16 protein-coding genes and 1 pseudogene are annotated in these 20,647 nt (G+C 67.5%); 5 read left to right on the top strand and 12 right to left on the bottom strand.

Translation table 11 applies throughout. The features are described from left to right. Positions 1-27: 27 nt before the first annotated feature. On the top strand, positions 28-1,275 hold the full coding sequence (locus AC3WTE_RS09100) for a septum formation family protein (protein ID WP_492437081.1): 1,248 nt from the start codon (positions 28-30) through the stop codon (positions 1,273-1,275). Between the two features lie 70 nt (positions 1,276-1,345). Here the strand turns inward: AC3WTE_RS09100 and AC3WTE_RS09095 are convergent, their stop codons facing one another. Together AC3WTE_RS09095 and AC3WTE_RS09090 are read right to left on the bottom strand one after the other, a co-directional pair. Further along, positions 1,346-2,704, bottom strand: a complete 1,359-nt coding sequence (locus AC3WTE_RS09095; RefSeq protein WP_492437080.1) for a WS/DGAT/MGAT family O-acyltransferase — start codon at positions 2,702-2,704, stop codon at positions 1,346-1,348. 45 nt (positions 2,705-2,749) lie between these two features. Then, positions 2,750-4,237 carry an amino acid permease gene (locus AC3WTE_RS09090; protein WP_492437079.1) on the bottom strand — a complete coding sequence of 496 codons (1,488 nt, stop codon included), beginning with the start codon at positions 4,235-4,237 and terminating at the stop codon, positions 2,750-2,752. Positions 4,238-4,334: 97 nt separating this feature from the next. On the opposite strand from AC3WTE_RS09090, the gene AC3WTE_RS09085 reads away from it, so the two are divergent. Further along, positions 4,335-5,252 carry an alpha/beta hydrolase gene (locus AC3WTE_RS09085; protein ID WP_492437078.1) on the top strand — a complete coding sequence of 306 codons (918 nt, stop codon included), beginning with the start codon at positions 4,335-4,337 and terminating at the stop codon, positions 5,250-5,252. 271 nt (positions 5,253-5,523) lie between these two features. Then, entirely contained in the window at positions 5,524-5,802 is a 279-nt protein-coding gene (locus AC3WTE_RS09080; protein ID WP_492437077.1) for a hypothetical protein, read from the top strand. 66 nt (positions 5,803-5,868) lie between these two features. Here the strand turns inward: AC3WTE_RS09080 and AC3WTE_RS09075 are convergent, their stop codons facing one another. The 10 genes and pseudogenes from AC3WTE_RS09075 to AC3WTE_RS09030 form a co-directional block, all read right to left on the bottom strand. Further along, entirely contained in the window at positions 5,869-7,014 is a 1,146-nt protein-coding gene (locus AC3WTE_RS09075) for a 3-ketosteroid-9-alpha-monooxygenase, oxygenase component (RefSeq protein ID WP_492437076.1), read from the bottom strand. A gap of 46 nt (positions 7,015-7,060) precedes the next feature. Further along, the gene (locus tag AC3WTE_RS09070; protein WP_492437075.1) at positions 7,061-8,611 is read right to left on the bottom strand and encodes an FAD-binding protein; all 1,551 of its coding nucleotides are present in this window, start codon (positions 8,609-8,611) and stop codon (positions 7,061-7,063) included. Between the two features lie 22 nt (positions 8,612-8,633). Next, positions 8,634-10,316: a steroid-22-oyl-CoA synthetase gene (gene casI, locus AC3WTE_RS09065; protein WP_492437074.1), complete on the bottom strand. Its 1,683-nt coding sequence runs from the start codon at positions 10,314-10,316 to the stop codon at positions 8,634-8,636. Next, a pseudogene (locus AC3WTE_RS09060) lies at positions 10,312-10,437 on the bottom strand (nuclear transport factor 2 family protein); the annotation flags it as partial. The pseudogene AC3WTE_RS09060 and the gene casI, both read right to left, overlap by 5 nt. Before the next feature lie 129 nt (positions 10,438-10,566). Next, positions 10,567-11,598, bottom strand: a complete 1,032-nt coding sequence (locus AC3WTE_RS09055) for a PucR family transcriptional regulator (protein WP_492437073.1) — start codon at positions 11,596-11,598, stop codon at positions 10,567-10,569. 19 nt (positions 11,599-11,617) lie between these two features. Further along, a complete protein-coding gene (locus tag AC3WTE_RS09050; RefSeq protein ID WP_492437345.1) occupies positions 11,618-12,631 on the bottom strand; it encodes a MaoC family dehydratase in 1,014 nt (337 codons plus the stop codon). Between the two features lie 94 nt (positions 12,632-12,725). Beyond that, positions 12,726-14,252, bottom strand: coding sequence for a fatty-acid--CoA ligase FadD4 (gene fadD4, locus AC3WTE_RS09045; RefSeq protein WP_492437072.1), 1,527 nt, complete (start codon positions 14,250-14,252; stop codon positions 12,726-12,728). 54 nt (positions 14,253-14,306) lie between these two features. Beyond that, entirely contained in the window at positions 14,307-15,590 is a 1,284-nt protein-coding gene (locus tag AC3WTE_RS09040) for a calcium:cation antiporter family protein (protein WP_492437071.1), read from the bottom strand. Between the two features lie 365 nt (positions 15,591-15,955). After that, positions 15,956-17,785 carry a phosphoenolpyruvate carboxykinase (GTP) gene (locus tag AC3WTE_RS09035; RefSeq protein WP_492437070.1) on the bottom strand — a complete coding sequence of 610 codons (1,830 nt, stop codon included), beginning with the start codon at positions 17,783-17,785 and terminating at the stop codon, positions 15,956-15,958. A gap of 219 nt (positions 17,786-18,004) precedes the next feature. Then, the gene (locus AC3WTE_RS09030) at positions 18,005-19,018 is read right to left on the bottom strand and encodes a hypothetical protein (RefSeq protein WP_492437069.1); all 1,014 of its coding nucleotides are present in this window, start codon (positions 19,016-19,018) and stop codon (positions 18,005-18,007) included. An 89-nt stretch (positions 19,019-19,107) separates the two neighbouring features. Here AC3WTE_RS09030 and trmB point away from each other — a divergent pair, with 89 nt between their 5' ends. Next, positions 19,108-19,920, top strand: coding sequence for a tRNA (guanosine(46)-N7)-methyltransferase TrmB (trmB, locus tag AC3WTE_RS09025; RefSeq protein ID WP_492437068.1), 813 nt, complete (start codon positions 19,108-19,110; stop codon positions 19,918-19,920). 45 nt (positions 19,921-19,965) lie between these two features. Continuing rightward, the gene (locus AC3WTE_RS09020; protein ID WP_459370571.1) at positions 19,966-20,646 is read left to right on the top strand and encodes an NYN domain-containing protein; all 681 of its coding nucleotides are present in this window, start codon (positions 19,966-19,968) and stop codon (positions 20,644-20,646) included. Position 20,647: the final 1 nt, after the last annotated feature.

Below are 20,647 nucleotides of genomic sequence, written 5' to 3'. Positions count from 1 at the left end.
CGGTCGGATATGTCACGCTATGGACCGATGAGTCTGCTATCGGTCACGTTCTGGGCGTCGCGCCGCGCTTTGCTAGCGGCTTTGCTGTGCGCCCAGTTGATCGCTGGGTTGGTCGCCGTTACGGCGGTCGGCCCGTCTGCCGGCAGCACAACCGACGACGACCACACCGACACCGTCTTCCGCAGTGCCCATGCCGGCAGCTGCCTGACCTGGCAACCCGAGCCTCCCCAACGGCCCGCGTTCGTGCAGTGCAACAGCCCGCACCTGTTCGAGGTCGTGAACTCCTTGAGCGGTGATGCAGGCGACGCCGACATCGAAACCTGCGCGGTGTCGGGGCGCCGCTACCTCGGATCGCACTACGACCCGAACGGCCGGTTCGCGTACGGCCTGCTGCGATCGGCCGATTCCGGGTCCGGTCCCCGACTGTCACTGTGCGGATTGCAGCTGCCCGGCCCGAACGGCCAGCAGCTGCCGTTTCGCGGGCTGGTCGCCGAACAGGATCAGTCGCGCGTCTGGCCGCCCGGCACCTGTTTGGGTGCCGACATGAAGGGCGGGCAGGCGGGCCTGGTGCCAGTGGACTGCGCCGAGCCGCATTCGGTCGAGGCTGTCGGCCCCGTCGACCTCAGCGCGCACTTCCACGACGGCCCGGCGCCGTCGGACACCGAGCAGGAGGCGGTACTGCGGCCGGCATGCATGACGATGACCACCGCGTACCTGGCGCCAAAGACGTTGTACGCCAGCGATCTGACCCTGAACTACCGGCCCATCGGCCCGTCCAGCTGGTCCGCAGGCAGCCACCAGGCGCTGTGCGCACTGGCCTCACGGACGCCGGGCCCGCTGACCGGCAGCGTGAAGTCCCCGGGGGGTGCGTCCGCAGTGCCCGCTGCCGTGACCCCGCGCCCCGTGGCACTGCCGAGTCCCGTCACGACGGCCACGACCGTCGCCCCGACGAGCAACGCCCCGACCACCGCCGCGGCTCCGGTGGCAGCCCCGAGTGCGGCGTCGTCCGCATCGTCATCGTCATCGGCGTCGTCATCGGCCGCGTCGTCATCGCCCTCGTCGGTGGCCCAAACATCCGAGGCGCCAAGCTCTTCCGTCACCGACACCACGGTGCCACCGGCCGCACCGGCCTCACCGGTCGACAACCCCGCGCACGTACCGCAGGCTCCCCCGGCCGAACCCGCACCGCCCGCCGACCCGGCCGGGCCGTCGCATGTGCTCGAGATCCCGGGCATGGCCCCGATTACCTTCCCCTGGGCGCCGCCGCCGCTGTAACCCCTTCGCCGAAGGTGAACTTGATCGCGAAAAATCGGCGAAAAGTCGCCATCTTCTTCACGTTCGGCGGCTAACGGACCGCAGCCTCCAGGTCCGTCAGCGAGTCCTCGAGGTGGCCGAGGAGCCGCTGCAGGTGCGGCACGCTGTGCCGGCAGCCGACCAGCCCGAAGTCGAGGTTGCCGCCGTTGTTGACCAGCGTGATGTTCAGCGCCTGGCCATCCAGAGCGATGGACAGCGGGTAGTTGCCGTCGAGGCGCGCGCCCTTCCAGTACATCGGCACCCGGGGGCCCGGCACGTTCGAGATGACGATGTTGAACGGCGGCGGGGTGGCGTCGACGAAGCCGGGCACGGTGGACAGCGCGATCGGCGACAACAGCAGCGCTGACAGGGCCATGGACTCCGTCTTCGACAGCCCGGCGAACACCTGCTTGTTGCCGCGCATCGAATCGGCGATGGTCTGCAACCGCGTCGCGGGGTCCTTGACGTCGGTGGCCAGGTTGCACAAGATCGCGCCGACCTGGTTGCCACCCGCGTCGGCGTCAGCCTCGGACCGCAGGCTCACCGGGACCATCGCGATCAGCGGCGCGTCGGGCAGGGCGCTGTGCTCGAGCAGGTAGGCGCGTAGCGCTCCGGAGCACATGGCGAGCACGACGTCGTTGACCGTGACGGCGCCGGCGGCCTGCTTGACGGCCTTGATGCGGTCGATCGACCAGGACTGCGCCGCCACCCGTCGGGCACCGCCGATCTTGACGTTGAACATGGTCTTCGGCGCGCTGAACGTCCTGGTCAGGTTCTGCTCGAGCAGGGCCACGCGCGCCACCCGGAACGTCGACGGTGCGAGACCGACTGCCGCGCCCACCGTTTCCAACGCCGAGCCCACCAACGACGAGCTCGTCTTCGGCGTGCGCTTGCGCGATGGCAGATCCCACGGCACCCGCACCTCCAGCTCGGCCGGGTCATCGGACAGCGTGCGCATCGCCATCCGCAACGCGGACACCCCGTCGAGCAGCGCATGGTGAGCCTTCGAATAGACCGCGAACCGGCCGTCCTCCAGACCTTCCACCAGGTAGGTCTCCCACAACGGACGGTGCCGGTCCAGCAGGGTGGTGTGCAGCCGAGAGGTCAGCTCCAGCAGTTCGCGAATTCGACCCGGGGAGGGCAGCGCCGAGCGACGCACGTGGTATTCGGCGTCGACTTCGTCGTCATAGGCCCAACCAAAGCTGGCGATGCCGCCGAGAAACCGCGCCGGGCGTTTGCGGTAGGTGGGGTTGAAGTTGGTGTGCGCCAACATGTCCCGGTACAGGTCGGGCACGAACTCCGGGCCCGCCCCCTCCGGCGGGGTGAAGAGCTGCAGGCCGCCCACGTGCATCGGATGCTCGCGCGATTCGCCGAGCAGGAACAAGGCATCGGTTGGCGACATGATCTCCACCCGCCAAGTAAACGCGATTGGGCGGGCGGTGACCAGGTTGTCGCGTCAGGGCTGGCGTTCTCCCGGTGGTGGCGGGTTGGCGACCACCGGGAACTGCCCGGTGAAGCCCTGCCGCTGCTTGGCGATCGCGTACACCCGGCCGCGCGCGACGAACCAGCCGATGATGAGCGCCGGGATGATCAGCAGCAGCGTCGCCACCGTCCAGGTGCCCACGGGTTTGTCGAACGCCATGAGCACCAGCACCCCGGCCAGGAAGGCCAGCGTCAGGTATCCGGTGTACGGCGCCCCCCACATCCGGAATGCGGGCCGCTCCATCTCGCCGCGCTGGGACCACCGGAACAGCTGCAGCTGGCAGATGACGATGGTGGCCCACGACGCGATGATGCCGAGCGCGGCCATGTTCAGCACGATCTCGAACGCCTGGGCCGGCACCACACCGTTGAGCACGACGCCGAGTAGGCCGATGCTGGCCGTCAAACAGATACCGCCATACGGCACACCGCGTTTCGACATGACACCGGTGAACTTCGGCGCACTGCCGTTCATCGCCATGGAGCGCAGGATGCGGCCCGTGGAGTACAGCCCCGCGTTGAGGCTGGAGAACGCCGCGGTGAGGACGACGACGTTCATGACGGTCCCGGCGCCCGCGAAGCCGATCTTGGAGAAGAACGTGACGAAGGGGCTCTCACCGGCCTTGTACGCGGTGTACGGCAGCAGCAGCCCGAGCAGGACCAATGATCCGACGTAGAACAGCGCGATGCGGAAGATCACCGAGTTGATGGCCCGCGGCATGATCTTGTGCGGTTCGGCCGTCTCACCCGCCGCGGTGCCGACGAGTTCGACTGCGGCGTAAGCGAAGACGACGCCCGAGGTCACCACCACAAGAGGCAGGAGGCCACTCGGGAACAAGCCACCGGTGTCGGCGATGACGCTGACACCCGTGGTCTGCCCGTCGATCTTGAAGCGACCGACCAGGAACACGGCGCCGACTACCAGGAACGTCACCAGCGCAACGACTTTGATCAAGGCGGCCCAGAATTCGAGCTCGCCGAACAACGTCACCGAGATCAGGTTCATGCCCATCACGATGGCCAGTGCGATGAGCGCGATCAGCCACTGCGGGATGGCGCCGAAGGCCGACCAGTAGTGGAAGTACGTGGCGATGGCGGTCGAGTCGACGATCGACGTCATGGCCCAGTTGAGGAAGTACATCCAGCCGGCGACGTAAGCGGCCTTCTCGCCGAGGAATTCGCGCGCGTACGACACAAAGGAACCCGACGACGGCCGGTGCAGCACCAGTTCCCCGAGCGCCCGCAGGATGAGGAAGACGAAACCGCCGCACACGAGGTAGACGAGGAACAGGCCCGGCCCGGCGTTGTGGAGCCGGCCGCCGGCGCCGAGGAACAGGCCGGTGCCGATGGCGCCGCCGATCGCGATCATCTGCAGCTGGCGTGGTTTGAGGGTGTGGTGGTAGCCCGCGTCTTCGGCCGTCAGACCGGGTGGCTCGACATGCGTATGCGGCGTGGAAGTCATAGCGTTTCAGTGAACACTGATGCACAGTTTCGCGCAGGGCAACCAGTTTCCTGTGTGTGAACGCGCCGGTGCGGCCTGGTTCAGTAATGTCGGTCACATGCCGGGCCGCTCCCAGACAGTCGACTTCCACCCCGAGCTGGCGCGCGCCGCGCGGTTCATGCCACGCAATCCGGTCACGCCGTGGAACATCCGGGCTGTTCGCTGGCTCACCCACCTGCAGGAACGCCGCACCCCCGAGGGCGTCGAGGTGCTGACACTGCCGTCGGGCGTCGGGATCCGTCTGCACCGTCCACGGGCCGGAACCGGCCACGGCGGCGCACTGCTATGGATCCACGGCGGCGGCTACCTCATCGGCAGCCCGGCGCAGGACGACGCGTTGTGCCGGCGTTTCGCCGACGAACTGGGCATCACGGTGGCCGCGGTGAAATACCGGTTGGCACCCGACAATCCGTATCCGGCCGGGCTCGAGGACTGCTACACCGCGCTGCGCTGGCTGGTCGAGCTGCCTGCCGTGGATCCGACGCGAGTGGCCGTCGGCGGTGCGAGCGCGGGCGGCGGACTGACCGCGGCACTGGCCCAGCTGGCCTATGACCGCGGGGAGATTCCCCTGGCGGCACAGCTGCTGGTGTACCCCATGATCGACGACCGGTCGGGCAGCCGGCCCGGATTGGACCATCCGGGCCACCGGTTGTGGACCCAGAAGTCGAACCGCTTCGGCTGGCGTGCGTACCTCGGTGGCGCGGATCCCACGGTGGCCGTCCCCGCCCGGCGCACTGATCTGTCCGGCCTGCCGCCGGCCTGGGTCGGAGTCGGGACCTTCGACGTCTTCCACGACGAGGACGTCGATTACGCCGAGCGGTTGCGCGCCGCGGGCGTCCCGTGCGAGCTGGAAGTGGTGCCGGGTGCGTACCACGGCTTCGACGGCGTCGCCGCCAAGACCCAGGTGGCCCGCGACTTCTTTGCCAGTCAGGTGGAGTTCCTGCGGCCGCGGCTGAACCCCGCCGCCACCGACTAGGCCCGTCGGCTAACTCCTCGGCCCCTCGGGCCACCACACGGCTGCCGCAACCCCGGTGCGGCACTGCCGATCCCGCGGCGCAGCCCTGGCGGGAACGTGATCTTCGTTACTTAGCTTAATCTATCTAACTATTGTTTACGCAGGTCAAACCTGCTTTTCAAGAAATTAGCCCATCAAATAAACGCTTGCGGGGAAGCATTTCGGGGCGCATGGTTGTTGAACAGACCAACGACCACTTCGGTCTGATCTTCGCCAGAGAAGAGGCACGGCAATGACCACCCTGACCCATCAGACGTCTGAAAACATCGGCCCCCTGCGGCAGCTGTTCCGGCGTTCCACCGCTGTGGTGGTGCTGACGGCGGCAGGTTTGGGCGTGGCTGGATACATGGCCCTCGGCATGCTGCAGGACAAGCCGGCCGACCCGGTACTGCCAGCGTTCTCCGCGGTGCCGGTTCCGTCAGCCCCGGACATGGACAAGCTGCAGAACCTGGGCCAGCTCGCCGCCATCGTGCAGAGCCAGCCGGCGCCGCAGGCACACCCGGCCCGCTAGACCCCGACAAACCGATCTGAGCCTGAGCCGCCCTCGATTGCGAGGGCGGCTCAGTTTTTTTCGTGGCTATTGAGTGGCGTGCGCCTTGCCGACCGGCGTCCGGTTGGCCAGGTTCTTGGCCACCTCTTCGTGCCACAGGTCGTTGGCATGAGTGGTGTCGACTTCCTGCTCGAACCGGGCCACCATGTCCGGCTTGATGTCGGCGACGTCGACGTAGAACTGCTCGTACCAGCGGCGATGCTGATACACCGGGCCGTCTTCCTCGGTCAGCAGCGGATTCTCGATGCGGGTCTTGTTCTTCCAGATCTCGACGTCCTCCATGAAGCCGTCACCGAAACTGCGGCTCAGCGCCGCCGCCAGCTTCTCTGTCTTCTCGGCCGGCAGGGCCGGGTGGTTCTGCACCGCGACGCCCCACTGCAGCACGAACGAATCGTGAGTGACCGGGTAGTGGCAGTTGATCAGCGCGATCTCCACCGTGAAATCCGGAGCGAGGTCGTTGTGCAGCCAGTTGATCATGTACGCCGGCCCGAAATACGTAGCCTCCGACCGCAGGTAGGTCCCGTCCCACAGCTCGCGCGTCGCGTAATCCGGCCGCGGCTTGGACTCCATGAACTGACTGGCGGTGTGGCCCTCGATGACGTTCTTGAAGTACGTCGGGTAGGCGTGGTGGATGTAGAAGAAATGCGCCATGTCGACGTTGTTGTCGACGATCTCGCGGCAGTGTGATCCCTCGATCAGCAGCGAGTTCCACTGCCACGGCGACCACTGACCCTCCTCATAGCCCTCGATGGTCGGCGGCGTCAGCTCCGGCCCCGGCGTCGAGCCCTCGGGGTCGTGCCAGACCAGCAGCTGCCCGTTGACCTCGGCGGTCTGCCAGGCGCGGGTGCGCGCCAGCCGTGGGGTGCGCTTGGCGTAGGGCACCAGCTGGCACTTGCCGTCGCCGCCCCAGCGCCAGTCGTGGAACGGGCACGCGACGGCGTCACCCTTGATGGTGCCCTGGGACAGGTCACCACCCATATGGCGGCAGTAGCCGTCCAGGATCTTCAGGTCACCTTTCGAGTCCGCGAACACCACCAACTTGGTGCCGAAGGCCTGTATCGGGTGCGGCTTGCCGTCGCGGAACGACTCGGCCAATCCGATGCAGTGCCAGCCGCGCGCGAACCGGGTCATCTCGACACCCGCGTCGATGTGCCGGACCTCAGTCTCAATCATGTTGTGTCCCTTCCGAATTCGCCGAGCCCTGGAGTAACCGGGATTCTTACGAAGCCTCTCGCTTGACCATATCGAGCACGGCCAGGTGAGAGAAGACCATGCTGGTGCCGATCGGGTTGCCGCCGCCCGGGTAGGCGTAGCCGCTCGGCGCGGCCATGGTGTTGCCCGCCGCGTACAACCCGGCGATCGGGTTGCCGGCGGTGTCGAGCACCTGGCCGGTGGTGTCGGTGCGCAAGCCGCCCTTGGTGCCCAGGTCGGAGACGCCGAACTTGGCCGCGTGGAACGGCGCCCTGTCGATCCGGACCATCGGGCAGGCACCCCCGGAGAAGGCGCGGTCGTAGGCCTCCTCGCCGCGGCCGAAGTCCGGGTCGGAGCCGGCATCGGCGTATTCGTTGAACTGCTTGACCGTTGCGGCCAGTTGGCCGGCGGGAACGCCGATCTTGGCGGCCAGCTCCTCCAGGGTGTCGGCGGTGTGCCACAGCCCGGCGTCGACATACTTCTCGGTCTCCACCATCGACACGTTGGTCGCCTTGATCGGAGGGACTCCGTGATCGGTGTCGTCATAGATCATCCAGAACGGCAGCGTCATCTCGCCCTTGCCCATCCGGTCCACGACGACACGGCCGATGCGGTCGTACGCCGCGGACTCGTTGACGAACCGTTTGCCGTCCCGGTCGACGAAGATGCCACCGGTGAACCACAGCGCGAACGCGCTGCGGCCGTCCGGGTGGGTCAGACCGGGCGACCACCAGGCCTGCTCCATCAGGTCGGTGTCGGCGCCGACGGCGATGCCGGCCTCATGCGCCTGACCCAGATTTCCCCAGGGCCCCATGGTGTCTCGCGCCTCGCCGGGCACGCCGTACTTCTGGCGCAGCTCGTCGTTACCCTCGAAGCCGCCGGCCGCGAGCAGCACACCCTTGCGCGCTTTGATGGCCTTACGGACCCCGCCGCTCTCGACGACCGCACCTACGACGGCACCGTCCTCGGTGACGAGCTCGACGAGCGTCGTGTTGAGTTGCGTTGCGGCCGAGGGATATTGCTTCAGCGCGACCAGGAACCGTGCGATCAGCGCCCGGCCGCCGATGAAATAGTCGCCGGGCTGCGGAACGCCGAGCCGGTCGTTGTCGAGCGGACCCCGCACCAATTCCTTGAACTCAGGGGCTTTTTCGACCTTCAGCGGACGCGCCGCAACGTGCCGCTGACCGTCCAACCGGGCCTTGGGCATCTTCCCGAAATAGTCGGGCCAGGGCAGCATGTCGAACTTGATGTTCGGATCGGCTTCCAGGTACTCCATCAGTGGAGCCCCGCTGCGGACGTAGGTGTCCTGCAGTTCGCGCGGCGTCCGGTCCCCGACGACGGCGTGGTAGTACTCCAGCGCGTCCTCGATGGTGTCGTCGGTCCCGGCCCGCTGCAGCACGGGATTGCAGGGAAACCACACGCCGCCGCCGCCCGAGTAGGCGGTGGTGCCACCGAACTTGTCGGTGGCCTCGACCAGCAGTACCTCGAGTCCCTCGCGCGCGGCGGTGTAGGCGCCGGTGACGCCACCGCCACCAGAGCCCGCCACCAGCACGTCAACCGTCGCGTCCCAGTCCGTCATGCCCAAAATCTCCCACCTGGTGTCAGAGGTATCGCTGTCGTCCGTACTGCGTGAACTCATCGTCCAACGCGCGCTTCGCATCGTCGGTCATGGGCTGGTAATCCGGTATCCCCCGACCCGCCCAGTGGTACACCAGTTCGTCGGTATGCCACTTGTCTGCCTGCAACTCGCGCTTGAGCACCTTGTTGGAGCCGGTGACCGGCAGCGACACCGAGACCCGCAGGAACCGCGGGATGCCCTTGCGGCCCAGGTCGTCCTGGTCGTTCAGGTACTTCACGAACGTGTCGACGTCGAACCGGATCGGATCGGCCACCTCCATGGCCGCCATCACCTGATCACCCGAGCGCGGGTCCGGCACCGCGTACACCCCGGCGGCGATGACCTCGGGATGCCGCCGCAGGACGCGCTCGATGGACAGCGCCGAGGTGTTCTCGCCGTCGACCCGAATCCAGTCCCCGCGGCGGCCGGCGAAGTAGATGAATCCGTTCTCATCGAGATAGCCCAGGTCGCCCGTCCAGTACCAGCCGTTCCGGATGCGGTCGGCGTCGGCGGCGTCGTTCTTGTAGTAACCCTCGAACTTCTTGGTGCCGAGCTTGTCGACGATCTCGCCGACGGCGTCGTCGGGGTTGAGGATGCGGCCGTGCCGGTCCAAAACCGCTGGGACGCACTCGATCATGGTGTCGGGGTTGACGATCGCCACCCCGGGATGGGCTGGGCGGCCGAGCGCGCCCGCGGGCTGGTCGGGGTCGAGCACGACAACGCTGCCGCCCTCGCTGGAGCCGTATCCCTCGAACAACTCCGCGCCGAAGCGGCGCTTGAAGTAGGCCTGGTCTTCCGGTGAGGCCTCGGTGCCGAACCCGCGGCCCAGCTGGTTGTCGGCGTCGTCCGGCAGCTCCGGGGTGGCCAGCAGGTAGCCGAGTGCCTTGCCCACGTAGGTGAAGAAGGTCGCGCCGAAGAAGCGGACATCGGGCAGGAATCCGGACGCCGAGAAGCTCGGGGTCAGGCACACCGTCGCGCCGACGGCCAGCGCGGGGGCCCACAGCGCCATGATGGCGTTGCCGTGGAACAGCGGCATGCAGCAGTAGTCGATGTCGTCGCGGACGTGGTGGAACTTCTCCACCGCCGAGTAGGCGATCCAAGCCAGGCGACCCTGGCTGCACTTGACGGCCTTTGACGCGCCGGTGGTGCCGGACGTGAACAGCAGCAGCATCAGCGTTTCGGCACCGACGCCCGGCGCCGCTGCGATTTGTGCACGGTCCGGTCCGGTGAGCGCACCTTTTCGTGCACAAATCGCGTCTTGGTAGGCCGGGTCGTCGATGACCAGGATGCGCTCGGGCGTCAGGCCGAGGTCAAGGCATGAAAGCCGTTCGCGCCCAGCCGAATCGGTGACGATCAGCTGACAATCGGCATGTCGGACCTCGCCGGCCAGCTCCTTGTTGCCGCGCGTCGGGTTGATGCCCACGATCGTGGCCCCGGACAGCGCGGCAGCCCCCAACCAGAAGATGAAGTCGGGCACGTTGTCCAGCAGCACGCCGATGTGAAACGGACCGTCGTTGCGTAGCTCGGCGGCCAGCGCGCCGCGGGCCGCCGACTCACGGACCACCTCGTCCCACGTCCAGTCCTGGTCGCCGGTGCGCAGTCCCAGCCGCTGGTCGCCGAGGCGGTCGAGTAGCAGGGTCGCGACGTCTTGACGCTGATCAGGCATGGGCTTCGGCCTTCATGTGCTCGAGGACGACGCCCAGCACCTGGCGGTGCCGCTCGTTGGTGGTGGCAGCAAGGCGTTCCGCCACTGGAGCCCAGGTTCCGGTGGGGTCGATGATCGCCATGCGGGTACTCCTCGAGTCGGTGCCTGAGCGTGACTGTTCAGCGCGTGAGGCAATCATCACGAACCCGACCACCCTGGGTCATCCGACATACGTCGGCACATCCGCGAAAATTGTCCGACGATCGTCGGGTTAGTCCGCCAGCTCCGCCGACGACAGCGTGATCCGGCGGATCATCAGGACCAGAGTCGCCGAGAACCGGTCCAGCGGATCGTCCATATCCCAGCCCAGCTGCGATTCGATGTGCGCCAGCCGCGCCGCGACCGTGCTGTGGTGCACGTGCAGTTCCTCGGCGGTCCGCCGCAGGGACCCGAACACGCAGAACGCCTCCGCGGTCTCCACCTGCAGCCGGCCCGCGGGGGTCGCCGCGATCTCGTTGATCCGGGTCAGCGCGTGACTGCCTCGGGTGGCTTCGGGCGGCAGCTCTGCCAGCAGCTCCAGGGCGCTCAACCGCTCGTAGGCAACGGCGCGCCGGCCGAAGCCGGTCGACGACGCGAACCGCAATGCCCGCAGGGCCTGACCCCATGACGTGGGTGCGGCGAAGGCTCCGCAAGCCGCCCCGAGGCCGACCCAGGGTCCGCGGTCGGCGCCATCGGCCAGCGGCGCGGGGAACGCGGTGACGATGGCCTGGTCCAGCTCGTCGGACAGGGTGCGCGAGTCGGTCCGGCCCTGGCACACGACCGCCGTCGCGGTGCCTAGGTCGGCGGTCCGCACCGAGAGCGAGGTCAGGGCCGAAGTGATGACCCGCAAGGCTTCGGGCGACGACTGCGCGGACACCGCAAGCACCCGGACCTCGCGGGACTCGTCGAAGCCCAGCAGCCTGATGGCCCGCGCCCGGTCCTCGGGGCGTTCGCGGCTCGACAGCACCACCTCGACCAGGGCCGGATCGCCGAAACTTGGCGGCACCCGGGCACTGACGGCCCCCAGCGTGTGCCGCACCCGGTCGAGCAGGACGCCGTCCAGCGGATGGGCCGCGGCGTCACGCTCCAGCCACACCTCCGGCTCCGAACCGTCCCAGCGCACCTGCACGGGACAGCCGGCCACGGCCCGGGCCGCCTCCAGCACCGCGTCGACACCCGTGGCGTCCAGATCGTCGAAAAAGCGAACGAGCCGCAGCACCGACTCCGGATCGCTGCCCAGCTCGGACAACCGCAACGCGCTCACTCCGCCATTCTGGCAACGCTCAAAAAAGCAGGACGCTGAACCGCCAGTCCAGCACTTGCCGACCGGGGCCGTCGGCCTCGACCGCGAACACCAGCGACCGCAGATCCAGCGTGCCTCCGCGGCCCGACGGTGACCCGTGGGCCGCTTCGATGTGCAGCTCGCTGTACAGGGTGTCGCCCTCATGGACGGGCCCGGTGTGGTCGCAGGACTCCCAGCCGAGGACGGTGACGATGTTCGGCAGCAGCCTGGTGGCCTGGGCCAGCGCCAGGCCGATGGTATGGCCGCCGTACACCAGGCGGCTGCCGGCTATCCGCGAATCGTGATGTGTTGCTGCGATATTGAGCGTCAGCCTGGCCAACTCCGGCGCGCTGCTGACGACATCGGCAGTGCTGGTCAGCACGTGGCCGGCGAGCTCCGGATCGAAATTCGAGCCGGGCACCGCCGAGCGCCAGGCGTCGGCATTCCATTCCGCGGCCGGGTCCGGGAGGCCCCGCACCGCAGTGCCGATGGTGCTGAGGTCGTCGGCATGGCCCGTATCTTCTGCGTCGTCGCGCAGCGGCAGCATGGCGCACCGGTGGAAGTCGAGTACCGTGCGGCCGTTCTGGTCGATGGTGATCATGCGCAGGGCGGCCAACCCCGTGCGCGGCCTTCCTGGTTTCGCTGAATTCTGTTTGAGTCCAACGACTTCAGTGCGCGTGGTGATGCTGTCGCCGATGTGCGGGAAGCGGTGGAAGCGCAGGCCGCGGTAGAACAGATTCGCTTTGACCCGTTGCGTCGCCAGGGTGGACTGCCCGATCGCGACGTCGCACACGAGCGCTGGATGCGCCAGCGCCCGCGCCGATCCGGTAACGGCCGTCGACAATCCGGCGTCCAACGGCAGCCGCATGCGGTCACCGAGGATCGCTTGGTGCACCGCTGCCGCACCGCCGGTGAGCGTCATGGCCGGCGCCCAGTCGAAGACCTCGCCCACGCTGAGGTCCTCGAAAAATGGCCCGCCTGGCACCGTTCGACCGTGTGAAGTCACAGCGGGAATGCTGGCACCCACGTCTGACACCTGTCCATGAGACGGCACAGATGGATACCGAACCGAACCCTTGCCGATAAGTCGTGCGTCCCGGTAGCCCGCGTCAGACGGGGGAGGCCGCGTACTTCTCGATCAGCGATTGCTTGTACAGCTTGCCCGTGTCGGTGCGCGGCAACTGCTCCTCGAACGAGATGGACCGCGGGCACTTGTAGTGCGTCAGCCGGTCCCGCAGCCAGGCCAGCAGCTCCGTGCCGAACTCCTCGGTGCCGTCGGCCGGATCCACGGTCTGCACAACCGCTTTCACGCTCTGGCCCATCTCGGCATCCGGAATGCCGAATACGGCGGCGTCCATCACCTTGGGATGGGTGACGAGGACGTTCTCCGCTTCCTGCGGATAGATGTTCACGCCGCCACTGATGATCATGTGGTGCCGGCGGTCGGTGAGGTAGAGGTAGCCGTCGTCGTCGAGGTACCCGATGTCGCCGACGGTGGCCCAGCCGTGCTTATCCCTTGAGGCCGCGGTCTTTTCGGCGTCATCCAGGTACTCGAAGGTGTTCCCACCCTCGAAATAGATTTCGCCGGGCACGCCCTGTGGCTGCTCGTTGCCCTCCTCGTCGAGGATGTGCAGGACGCCCAGCATCGGCTTGCCGACCGATCCGGGGTGCGTCAGCCAGTCCTCGGCGGTGATGAGGGTGGAGCCAATGGCTTCGGACGACGCGTAGTACTCATCGACGATAGGGCCCCACCAGTCGATCATCTGTTTCTTGATCTCCACGGGGCACGGGGCTGCCGCGTGCATGACGCGCTTGAGCGACGACAGGTCGTACGCATCCCGCACCTCCTGAGGAAGTTTCAGCATCCGGGTGAACATGACGGGCACGAACTGGCCGTGCGTGATGCCGTGGCGCGCGATGGCGTCCAGACAGCCCTCGGCGTCGAACTTCTCCATCACGACGGTCGTGACGCCCTCGGCCTGAATTTGCATCGACCACACCGACGGTGCCGTGTGATACAGCGGCGCCGGGCTCAGGTAGACCGCGTCCTTGGGGAGCCAGAAGCTCATCAGCATCTTCATCAGGCCGGGCACCTCGGCCGGCGGCAGGTGCGTCAGCTCGCGCTTGATGCCCTTCGGACGGCCCGTCGTGCCCGAGGAGTACTGCAGCAGGTCGCCTTCGATCTCGTCATCGATCGGGGTATCCGGATGGGCGGCAACGCATTCCGGGTAGGTATCCCAACCGGGCAGAGCGCCGTCGGCGATCATCAGCAGCTTGGGCAGTCCGGCCGTGAGGTGTTCGGCCAGGCCCGCGCAGGTGTCACTCAGGGCCGCCGAGCCGATAACCGCGGTCGCTCCGCTGTTCTCGATGATGTACGCAGCCTCGGCCGGCGTCAGGTGGATGTTGATCGGCACGTAGTACAGACCGCTGCGCCGCGCGCCCCACATCGCGGCGTGCATGTGCTCGTTGTTCTCCATGACGATGGCAACGACGTCGCCCTCGACCAATCCGTTGGCCCGGAAATGGTGCGCCAGGCGGTTCGCCCGGGCCTCCAGCTCGTCGAACGTCACCACCGTGCCGGACGGGTGCAAGATGACGGCCGGTTTTCCATTGCCCACGTGCTGGCGAATCTGCATGACGGCACTCTACGACAGAGAACTTGACACCTGTCAAGAGAGGCTGCCGAGTTACTACCGAGTCACTACCGACAATTCCCGGCCATCGAACCTCACCCCGTCGTCGTCATCGTCGCCGCCACTGAATGGCGCCCGCAGCGTCGCGGCGACATGACGACGGTTGATGACCAGGCCCACGACCGTCAGCGCACCGTAGACCCCGCACAGCACCAGCCTGCCGGCGGTAGAGGTGATCGGGAACTGCACCACGAACAGAGCCAGCAGCAGCCACGCCGTCGCCCGATGGAACCGCAGCGACAGGATCAGCGCGACGCCCATCATGGTCTGGGTGGCCGTCAGCAGCACTTCCTCGATCTGCCGGCCGTCGAGCACGAGCTCGGTTCCGCCGCCGCCGGCCAGGTAGGCGATGGGCAGCGAGCCCATCAGCAGCGTCCACTGGTTGACCTTGGACGAGATGAGCGTCGCGATAGCCGCGGTGCTCTTGCCGCGCGCGGCGAAGATGGTCGCGATGATGAACTCCGGCGCCTCCGAGGCCAGCGGCGCCAGCCACTGCACCAGCAGGAAGCGGTCGACGCCCAGTTCGGCACCGGCGTCGATCAGGCTGTTCGCGAACGGCTCGGCGCACATCAGGATCACGGCACCGGACAGCAGGAACAGCGCCACGACCGTGATCCTGCGCGCCCTGTCCGGCAGCGCGCCGATGGCCGCAGCGGCGCCGACGAGGTCAGGCTCTTCGGCGTCACCACGGGTGAGTTTGTAGAGGTAGAAGCCGAACCAGGCCAGCATCGCGACACCCAGCACCAGGTGGATGCGGCCGGTCGCCGGAATGATGAACGCGACGAGTCCGGCGATGAGCAGGAAGCCCAGCTCGACCCGGTTGCCCGGTTCCAGCGCCAGCACCCGTTTGCTGCTCTGGTCCGCCGACATCTTCTGCGCGACGTACAGCCCGACGATCACCACGATCGGCCAGCCGATACCCATGAGCAGCCGGTTGGAGCCGGTCATGTTGGCGGCGGCGTACTGGACGTATTCGGCGTTGTGGCCGGCGACGTAGGCGTAGTAGAGGTCGACGGCGTATTCGGGCAGCACCGCGATGAGGGCCAAGACGGCGATGGCGAGGCCACCGGACACGTCAACCTGCGCCGCTTCGGCGGCCCAGGCCAGCACGAAGCTGGCGGCGACGACAGCCGCACCGAAGGCCAGCAGCGAGACGACGGGGTTGGGGTGGATACCCGTGAGGCGCAGCGCCGCCGCCGGAGCGACGAACACCGCGGCCAGCAGCAGGGATCGCACAAGCGGCCGACGCGTGGTCGGTCCGGCTGATCGAGTGCTGGTCACGCTGGAGACGATAACGCCCGAAAGTGACGCCAGCAACTTAGCCGTGGCTACGAATTAGCTGCGACCTCGATGCTGAATTTGCTGGTCAGTGTCATAAATATTTCAAGTTCGGGTACCCTAATTTGATTGTATGGCTAACCATGACCCCGGGCGCGGAGGGGCCGTCGACTATACGTCGCTCGCGAGCGTCGAAAGCCGCCGCGAGTGCATCGAACTTCGCTGAGCCTGACCACCGGGCGATTCTCGCCGCGGATTTCCGCAGCCAGGTCAGGCTCGAGCGCCCCTCGCCGCGGGACGCTCTCGCAAATACACAAAACCCCCGATCTCCTGGGAGACGGGGGTTGTGTGTTTGTGCGAGGAGAGCCCTAGCTCTCTTCGGCCAAGCGGTGCTTGAGGGCGTCGAACTCGTCCTTGATGCCGGTCGGCAGCTTCTCGCCGACGAACTCGAACCACTCTTCGATCAGCGGCAGCTCATTGCGCCACTCATCGACGTTGACGGCCAGCGCCTCGTCGACATCGGCGGCGTCCACGTCCAGGCCGGCCAGATCCAGGTCGGCGGCGGTCGGCACGATACCGATCGGGGTGCTCTTACCCTCGGCCTGGTGCTCGATGCGCTCGATGGCCCACTTCAGCACCCGGCTGTTCTCGCCGAAGCCCGGCCACAGGAAGCGGCCGTCGTCGCCACGGCGGAACCAGTTGACGAAGAAGATCTTCGGCATCTTGGACTCGTCGGCGTTCTTGCCGATGTTGATCCAGTGCTGGAAGTAGTCACCGACGTGGTAGCCGAGGAACGGCAGCATGGCCATCGGGTCGCGGCGGACGGTACCGACCTTGCCCTCGGCGGCGGCGGTCTGCTCGGAGCCCAGGGTGGCGCCGATGAAGACACCGTGCTGCCAGTCGCGGGCCTGCGTGACCAGCGGCACCGTGGTCTTGCGACGGCCGCCGAACAGGATCGCCGAGATCGGCACACCCTGCGGGTCGTCCCACTCCGGGGCCACCGACGGGCACTGCGAGATCGGGGTGCAGTAGCGCGAGTTCGGGTGCGCCGCCTTGGTCTCGGTCTCCCGCAGGATCCAGTCCTGGCCCTTCCAGTCGATCAGGTGCTCCGGTTCGCCCTCCAGGCCCTCCCACCAGACGTCGCCGTCGTCGGTCTTGGCGACGTTGGTGAAGACGGTGTTGCCGGCGGCGATGGTCTTCATGGCGTTCGGGTTCGACGACCAGTTGGTGCCCGGCGCGACGCCGAAGAAGCCGAACTCAGGGTTGACGGCGTACAGCCGGCCGTCCTTGCCGAACCGCATCCAGGCGATGTCGTCACCGACGGTCTCGGCGCGCCAGCCCGGGATGGTGGGCTGCAGCATCGCGAGGTTGGTCTTACCGCAGGCCGACGGGAACGCCGCGGCGATGTAGTAGGCCTTGTTCTCCGGGGAGATCAGCTTGAGGATCAGCATGTGCTCGGCGAGCCAGCCCTCGTCGTGCGCCATGGCCGAGGCGATGCGCAGCGAGTAGCACTTCTTACCCAGCAGCGCGTTGCCGCCATAGCCCGAGCCGTAGCTCATGATCTCGCGGGTCTCGGGGAAGTGGGTGATGTACTTGGTCTCGTTGCAGGGCCACGGCACATCCTGCTGCCCCGGCTCCAGCGGCGCACCGATGGAGTGCAGCGCCTTGACGAAGAAGCCGTCGTCGCCGATCTTCTCCAGCGCCGCCGCACCCATGCGGGTCATGGTGCGCATCGAGACCACGACGTACTCCGAGTCGGTGATCTCGACACCGAGCTTGGGGTCCTCGGCGTCCAGCGGGCCCATGCAGAACGGGACGACCCACATGGTGCGGCCGCGCATGCTGCCGCGGTACAGGTCGGCCATGATGGCGCGCATCTCGGCCGGGGCCATCCAGTTGTTGGTGGGGCCGGCGTCCTCTTCACGCTCCGAGCAGATGAAGGTGCGCGACTCGACACGGGCGACGTCCGACGGATCCGACAGCGCGAGATAGGAATTCGGCTGCTTGTCTTCGTTCAGCTTCTGGAAGGTGCCGGCCGCGACGAGGTGGGCGGCGAGGCGGTCGTACTCCTCGGCCGAGCCATCGGCGAACATGACCCGGTCGGGCTGAGTCAGCTCCGCAACCTCACGAACCCAGGCGAGCAGCCCGGCGTGATTGGTTGGAGCGGCGTCGAGACCGGGAATGGTCGCTGAGGTCATCAAATTCTCCTGCTCGCAAATCGCAGCTATACCTCTTTAGAGGTTAACGTGAGTGACATACAAGTGGACAATCGGGCTGCTGTCCGATCTCTCACAAGAACGATTCAGAAAGACCGATAACCGGTCCGCGAATCCGCTGGTACCACCAGCCGGGGCCCATGGCGGAAGAGTTACCCGTCAGTAGCGCGGTGGGGCCGCTCGACACAATTCCCAAATCGCTCAATTTTTCGTTTTGTGATGTGCCGATGCCATACCTGCCTGCGCCTCCAGTAATCGGTATCCGAGTTCCTCTTCACACGCCTGCCGCGCCGCCGCGACGGCCGTGCCGACCCACCGTTCCAGCACGGCCCGCCGATGCAGACGGGAGCGGACGCCGATGACCGCCACGGTCAGCGCCAGGCCCAGCACCAGTCCCAGTGCCCCGCCGACCGCCTCGGGCACCCCGGTCAGCCCGGCGGCCACTCTGGCCAGCCCCATTGCCACACCCAGGCCGAAACCCGCGCCAAGCACGATGCCCAACCACATCTCGTCCGGCCGCTGGGTCAGCACCGGCGCGGTGATGCCAGGCCGCGGCCACCGTTCGGGAGGCCGGGGAACGCCCAGTGCCGTTGCGGTCCGACCGCGCACGTCGTCGGCCGCCGCCGCCAATCGGTCACGGACTTCGGCCTCGAAACCCGCGGCCCCATCCCGGCCCGAGGGCACCCGGGTGAGCAGGTCGGCGCGCAGGTCGGTGAACCGCCTGCGGGCGTCCCGGACCAGCTCCAGCCGAATCCGCTGCAGCTCCAGGCGGGACGTCACCCGCCGCGGGCCGGACTGGGCGAACAGCCGCAGCGAGCCGCGGCTGAGGTCTGCGGCGCAGCGACGGTGCAGGTCGTCGGTGGCGCGACGGCCGTAGCGGCGCCAGTGCACGGCCCGCCGCAGATGTGCCTCGGCGTCCATACCGCGGTCGACGACGAGACCGTCGGCTTCCAGCACCGCTGTCGCCGCAGCGGTGACCAGGGCCGCGGTCGTATCGGATGCCAACCACCGCGACACGCGGTCGTCGTCCGATTCTGTTGCGGCCAAAGAGATTTCAGCCAGAGCCGCACGAATCGCCCGATACTCGCCGGCAGCGTCATCGGTGTCGGGACCGGGGACGGCGCGCACCAGCTCCGGCACCTCGGCCGTCAATCCCTCCAACGCAGCCGTGAAGCGCTGCCAAACGTCCCCTGACACCATGTCCCCCGATGCCATCGTCGCACCTCGGCGCGGGTACGCCTGACGCCGATTTCAGGCAACTGTTGAGTATCAATCTGCACCGCGATGCGGGCTCTCACAGCCAAATGAGAGACCATGGACAGATGTATGCCCAGCGCGAGGACACCGGGGCGAGCGAAGCGACGGGGGAAGACGACGCTGCCTCGTCGGCCAGCGCCCCAGCGGCCGAATCCACCGCCGCCCCCGCCCACCAGCACCGGCGCGTCACCAGCTTCCGGTCCCGCCGGTCGGCACTGTCGACCGGTCAGCAGAGCACCTGGGACCGCCGCTGGCCTGAGCTGGGCAAAGTCGCCCGGTCCGAAGACGGCGAACCCGCTCCGCTGATCGACACCACCGCCTGGTTCGGCCGCACCGCGCCGGTCGTGCTGGAGATCGGCAGCGGCACCGGCATCTCGACGCTGGCCATGGCGCAGGAGGAACCGCACCTGGACGTCATCGCCGTCGAGGTCTACCGCAAGGGCATGGCCCAACTGCTCGGCGGCGTCGACCGGGCGGGTCTGACGAATGTGAGATTCGTTCGCGGTGACGGCGTCGACGTGCTGGAACACATGATCGCGCCGGGCACCCTGACGGCGGTCCGCGTGTTCTTCCCCGATCCCTGGCCCAAGGCCCGCCACCACAAGCGCCGGCTGCTGCAGTCCGAGACGGTGGCCTTGATCTCCAGCCGCCTGAAACCCGGCGGCATCCTGCACGCGGCCACCGACCACGCGGACTACGCCGTGCAGATCGCCGAGGTGGGCGACGCCGAGCCAACGCTGCGCCGCACGTCAGTCGACGCAAACCTGCCGATCTCGGTGCAGCGGCCCACCACCAAATATGAGGCGCGGGGCATGCGGATGGGCAGCCCCATCACCGAGCTCATCTGGGAAAGGCTCTAGGTGACCACCACCACTGAGGCCTTTCCACAGGCCGCACCGCAAGCCATCCCCCAGGCCAAGCCCTACCCGTCGGCCCCGCCGCCGGGTCCGCGCCCGCACCGCGTACTGCTCGTCTGGGACGCGCCGAACCTGGACATGGGTCTCGGGTCGATCCTCGGCGGCCGTCCGACGGCCGCACACCGGCCGCGATTCGACGCGCTGGGCCGGTGGCTGCTGGCCCGCACCAGCGAGATCGCGGCCAGCCGGCGGCCCGACCAGGCGCCGGTGTCCCTCGAACCCGAAGCGACCGTCTTCACCAACATCGCCCCGGGTAGCGCCGATGTCGTGCGGCCGTGGGTGGAGGCACTGCGCAACGTGGGTTTCGCGGTGTTCGCCAAGCCGAAGACGGATGACGACAGTGATGTTGATAGCGACATGCTGGCGCACATCGCGCTGCGCCGCAGCGAGGGTCTGGCCGGCATCTATGTGGCCTCGGCGGACGGCCAGGCCTTCCGTCAACCGCTGGAAGACATCGCCCACGACGGCACCCCCGCGACCGTTGTCGGATTTCGCGAACATGCCAGTTGGGCGTTAGCGTCGGATACCTTGGACTTCGTCGACCTTGAGGACATCCCTGGTGTCTTCCGGGAGCCGTTGCCGCGAATCGGCCTGGATTCGCTGCCTGATCAGGGCGCGTGGCTGCAGCCCTTCCGGCCGTTGTCCGCGCTGCTGAGCTCGCGCGTTTAGG

It is taken from the genome of Mycobacterium sp. FW102-FHT13B02, assembly GCF_058790275.1.
Note: the sequence above shows the minus strand (reverse complement) of the source record. Positions and strands in the feature narration are given on the sequence as shown.

Coding starts and splice junctions, on each gene's coding strand:
- AC3WTE_RS09075 (WP_492437076.1), bottom strand. CDS start 7,014: ATGATTGAGACTGAGGTCCGGCACATCGACGCGGGTGTCGAGATGACC.
- AC3WTE_RS09090 (WP_492437079.1), bottom strand. CDS start 4,237: ATGACTTCCACGCCGCATACGCATGTCGAGCCACCCGGTCTGACGGCC.
- AC3WTE_RS09100 (WP_492437081.1), top strand. CDS start 28: ATGAGTCTGCTATCGGTCACGTTCTGGGCGTCGCGCCGCGCTTTGCTA.
- AC3WTE_RS09030 (WP_492437069.1), bottom strand. CDS start 19,018: ATGGCATCGGGGGACATGGTGTCAGGGGACGTTTGGCAGCGCTTCACG.
- AC3WTE_RS09070 (WP_492437075.1), bottom strand. CDS start 8,611: ATGACGGACTGGGACGCGACGGTTGACGTGCTGGTGGCGGGCTCTGGT.
- trmB (WP_492437068.1), top strand. CDS start 19,108: ATGAGAGACCATGGACAGATGTATGCCCAGCGCGAGGACACCGGGGCG.
- casI (WP_492437074.1), bottom strand. CDS start 10,316: ATGCCTGATCAGCGTCAAGACGTCGCGACCCTGCTACTCGACCGCCTC.
- AC3WTE_RS09085 (WP_492437078.1), top strand. CDS start 4,335: ATGCCGGGCCGCTCCCAGACAGTCGACTTCCACCCCGAGCTGGCGCGC.
- fadD4 (WP_492437072.1), bottom strand. CDS start 14,252: ATGCAGATTCGCCAGCACGTGGGCAATGGAAAACCGGCCGTCATCTTG.
- AC3WTE_RS09080 (WP_492437077.1), top strand. CDS start 5,524: ATGACCACCCTGACCCATCAGACGTCTGAAAACATCGGCCCCCTGCGG.
- AC3WTE_RS09035 (WP_492437070.1), bottom strand. CDS start 17,785: ATGACCTCAGCGACCATTCCCGGTCTCGACGCCGCTCCAACCAATCAC.